Source organism: Massilia alkalitolerans DSM 17462, assembly GCF_000427785.1.
Taxonomy (GTDB): Bacteria; Pseudomonadota; Gammaproteobacteria; order Burkholderiales; family Burkholderiaceae_D; genus Telluria; species Telluria alkalitolerans.
In genome coordinates this window covers 1-4,153 of sequence record NZ_ATYR01000069.1, presented here as the reverse complement: position 1 = coordinate 4,153, position 4,153 = coordinate 1, and the positions used below count along the sequence as shown (strand labels likewise).

The window sequence follows — 4,153 nt, the reverse complement described above, 5'->3', positions numbered from 1 at the left end:
ATCTGCTCAGGCGTGCTTCGCCCGGCATAAGCATGTGGCCCGCAAGGAAACTGCTGCTCTTATGGCCGGTTCTGTGCCTGATCGTACTGATGCAGATCCGGTCGACCACGGGGCACCGCCCAGCCAACCCGGCCTTCTTTGCGCTGACAGGGGACGCGATGGTCAATTCGCTCATCATCAACTCGGCATGGTCGGTGCTGGACGCGCTCAACTCCTTGAAGAAAGAAACAGTCTCCTCCGACATCTATGGGGCATTCCCGCGCGAACAAGTTTTTCGAGAAGTTAAATCAGCACCCTGGCTGCACGGCTATGCGTTCAGCAATCCCGACATTCCGACTCTACATTTCCAACAAGCCGCTATCGCGCGAAACCGGCCGCTTAATCTGGTAGTCGTCCTGCAAGAAAGTCTAGGCGCAACCTTCGTCGAGTCGCTGGGTGGACTGCCGGTGACGCCAGAGCTGGAAAAGCTCAAGAGGGAAGGCTGGTGGTTCGAACAGCTCTATGCGACCGGCACCCGTTCGGTGCGGGGCATCGAAGCAGTCGTGGCCGGCTACGCACCGACGCCCGCCCGCAGCGTGGTCAAACTCTCGCTCGCGCAACAAGGCTTTTACACGATTGCGGCAGGACTGAAACAGCAGGGCTATCACACTGAATTCGTGTACGGCGGCGAAGCGCATTTCGACAATATGCGCAGCTTTTTCACCGGGAACGGATTCCAGCGCGTGGTCGACATACGAGAAATGCGTCCGGCCTTCACGGGAAGCTGGGGGGCGTCCGACGAGGACTTGTTCAACAAGTCGCTGGAACGCCTGAAGGAACTTCATGCCCACGAGAAACCGTTCTTTAGCCTGATTTTCACCTCATCGAATCACGAACCGTTTGAATTTCCAAATGGAAAAATTACGCTCCACGATCCGGTCAAGCAAACGGTGAACAACGCCGTCAAGTATGCAGACTACTCGCTCGGGAAGTTTATCGCCGAAGCGAAGAAGCAGGCGTACTGGAAAGACACCCTGTTTCTCGTCGTTGCCGATCATGACAACCGCGTCTACGGCAATAGCCTGGTGCCCGTCAAGAAGTTCCATATCCCGGGACTCATCCTGGGGGCGGACATCGCACCGAAACGGATTCGAACAATCGCCAGCCAGATCGACCTTGGGCCGACCCTGCTCTCATTGATGGGCGTCTCGAGCATGCATCCGATGATCGGCCGGGACTTTGCGAGAGACAGCAGTACCCCGGGCCGCGCCATGCTCCAGTTCGATAATTATTTCGCCTGGCTCGAAGACGGGTCGGCGACGATCCTGCGTCCCCGCCAGCAGCCACTGCTTGGAAACTATGACGCCCAGAGCGGAAAACTGGATCTTCAGGCGGGTGCGCCCGACAAGACGCAAGTAGCCAAGGCGATGGCTCACGTAGTTCTGCCCTCGTTACTCTACCGCGAGCGCAAGTACACCTTGCCCGAACAAGAACCTTGAACAGCGCTCGCTCGATGGCAATGGTCCTCCATCGGAGGACCATTGTGCTTAGTTCAGCAACACCGGCGCCACGATCACGGTCCATGTGACTGCTGCAACGGCCACCGCAAGGAATACCGCCGCGCTGCCCAGATCCTTCGCGTTTCTGGATAGTGGGTGCCGTTCCAGAGAAATGCGGTCGACGACGGCTTCGATCGCGGAGTTGAGCAGCTCGACAATCAATACCAGCGCCAGCACCAATACCAGCGCCAGCTTTTCCAGGACCGACACGGGAAGGAGCAATGCGACGAACAGCGCCGGAACCAAGACGAGCAACTCCTGCCTGAACGCGTGTTCGTACTTCCACGCGATTCTGAAACCCCGGGCGGAATAACGTGACGCGGCCACGATGCGGGCGAGACCGCCGGTACTCTTGAATTCACTCACTTCTTGCTTGTCCTGAAGCATGGTTGTAGACCTTTTGGAAAAGTCGGCTTTGCGATTTGCAAACGAACCGGGTTAATTAGCTGGATTCGGAAATGTCTGTTTCAGGTTCGGGCGTCCGCCGCTTCTCGGTTGCGGCGGGAGCCGGCGGGCAGCACACGCCACCGCCGGCTTGCCTCCCCTGTAGAACAAGGATGACGAGGACCACGGTCGCGCTTGCGATCCAGAGCGACCAAAGGGTGTGGGTGAGGAAGTGAGCACCGCGCAGTTGCTGCAAAAATCCGAGCAAGCTGCCGGCAGTGATACCCAAAAAAGCCGTTACCCGAGCTGCACGTGCCTGAGCCGGAAGCCAGTACACCGCAAGCGACAATAGCCACAGTGCGCTCGAAGCGTGGCCTGCAGGAAGACAATGACCAGGAATGGCGCCGGCCGGCAGAATGTCGAAGATCCGGACATAAGGCTGCTCTCCTCCGTAACGGGCAAGATCCCATGGGCAGTGCGATGAGCTCAGCTGCTTCAGCAGGCTGATCACAGCCGGGACGAGTATCGCGGATGATGCGACGATCCGCAGGCGTAGCCGGCCCAGGCCACAGAGTCGTGGCAAGGGCTGGAACGCATCGACAACAGCACACCCGATAAAGCCCAGCGCCGCCAGCGTCAGCAACCGCTTCAAGATCACGTGTCCGAAGGTGTCGGTGAGCCATGCATCGCGCCAGGGAAAAGTATTGCTGGCGGCGTCGAACACCGCATCGGCGAGCAGCAGATCGATATCGGAGTGACGTCCGATCAACAAGGTGGATAAGGCTCCAGCGATGAGTGCGACAGCGATCCTTCGCGCCGCCCGGTCGCCCAACAGTGTCTGGCGAGCGAGGGGAGCAGGCCGACTCATCCGCCTCCCCTGACACAGGAATGGAACAGGTCGAGCCGTGGATTGAGTACTGCGGTATTCACATCGAGCATCCCGAGGACCGAATGAAACACATTGTCATGTGATAGCGGTTGCTTGCGCCGTTCGTTCAGGCAGCGTCGATCGAGACGAAAGCGTTCGCTGAAGCCCGGCGACATCCACAGCATCATGGGGACTTCGGTCTGCTCGCGCGGCGCCAGGAAATATGGGGCGCCATGGAGGTACATGTTGTTTTCTCCAAGCGACTCTCCATGGTCGGAGAAATACAGCATGGCCGTATCGAGGCCCCCGCTTCCCGCGATGTCGCGCAACATATCGATGGTCTTGCTCAGAAAGTAGTCGGTGTAGAGGATCGTGTTGTCATACGCGGCCTGGATGGATTCACGCGAGCACTCTTCAAACCGGTTGGACGTGCACACCGGCCCGAACCGTGAGAATTCGCGTGGGTAACGGTTCGCATAAGCAGGGCCGTGACTCCCCTTCTGGTGAAGCACAATGACGAGATCCCTGGTGCTGCTGCGGATCAGCTCAGGCAAACCTTCGAGCAAACGCTCGTCGTAACACTCCTTAGCGCCACAATGGCTGTCAGGTCCCGCCGGCTTCGACAGATCTTCGTACTTCACACGGGCGCACACACCCTTGCATCCTGAGTTGTTATCGCGCCAGATGACGTCGAAGCCGGCGTGCGTGAGTACGTCGAGCAATCCTTCCTGGCTCATGGCCTTCGACTGGCTGTACCCATCCCGGCCAAGTGCCGAAAACACGCACGGTACCGACACCGCGGTCGCTGTACCGCAAGAAAGCACGTTCGAAAAATTGATCAGCCCCGCTTGCCGCGCCAACAACGGATTTGTCTCGCGAGCATATCCGTTGAGCGAAAAGTTCGCGGCACGTGCCGTTTCGCCGACCACGATGACGGTGAGGGTTCTTCGCTGCTGGCCGGTCCAGGTCGCGCCCTTGACCGCGTCGCGTCCAAGGGGAGCCACGACGAGGCTGGCAGCCCATCGCTTGCGCAGATAAGCATGCGTTGCCTGGATAAAGTTGGTGGGAGTCAGGAGAAAACGCAGCTCCCGATGCTCGCGCAGCGTAGGCGCCAGGCTTTTGAAACACAGGAGAAGCAGCAAAGCCGCAAGCGCCAGCGATCCTGCCGCGATGCCGAAGCGCTGCATGAGTCCCTTTGGCCCTTGCGGGAAATGGATCCTGGCACGCGCAATCAGCAGCGACGGCAGCACGCCGAGCAGGCAGACCGTCGCCACCAGGTGCCAGCTGATCAGCTCCATCGCTTCGCGCGCATCCGTCTCGAAGACATTCTGGACCATGGCCTTATCGATGACGATCCCATAGG

General features: G+C 59.1%; 4 protein-coding genes. 1 reads left to right on the top strand and 3 read right to left on the bottom strand.

Features of this window, described 5'->3' with window-relative positions; genetic code table 11:
- Positions 1-1,478 (top strand): LTA synthase family protein (locus tag YWC_RS0126805; RefSeq protein ID WP_027868092.1); only part of this gene is annotated, 1,478 nt, incomplete at its 5' end.
- Between the two features lie 48 nt (positions 1,479-1,526).
- Here YWC_RS0126805 and YWC_RS0126800 read toward each other — a convergent pair.
- From YWC_RS0126800 to YWC_RS31155, 3 genes are all read right to left on the bottom strand, one after another.
- Positions 1,527-1,925: a diacylglycerol kinase gene (locus YWC_RS0126800; RefSeq protein ID WP_027868091.1), complete on the bottom strand. Its 399-nt coding sequence runs from the start codon at positions 1,923-1,925 to the stop codon at positions 1,527-1,529.
- A 55-nt stretch (positions 1,926-1,980) separates the two neighbouring features.
- Positions 1,981-2,694, bottom strand: coding sequence for a phosphatase PAP2 family protein (locus YWC_RS31160; RefSeq protein WP_229413213.1), 714 nt, complete (start codon positions 2,692-2,694; stop codon positions 1,981-1,983).
- 92 nt (positions 2,695-2,786) lie between these two features.
- Positions 2,787-4,153 (bottom strand): phosphoethanolamine transferase (locus YWC_RS31155; protein WP_036216391.1); only part of this gene is annotated, 1,367 nt, incomplete at its 5' end.

Coding starts and splice junctions, on each gene's coding strand:
- YWC_RS0126800 (WP_027868091.1), bottom strand. CDS start 1,925: ATGCTTCAGGACAAGCAAGAAGTGAGTGAATTCAAGAGTACCGGCGGT.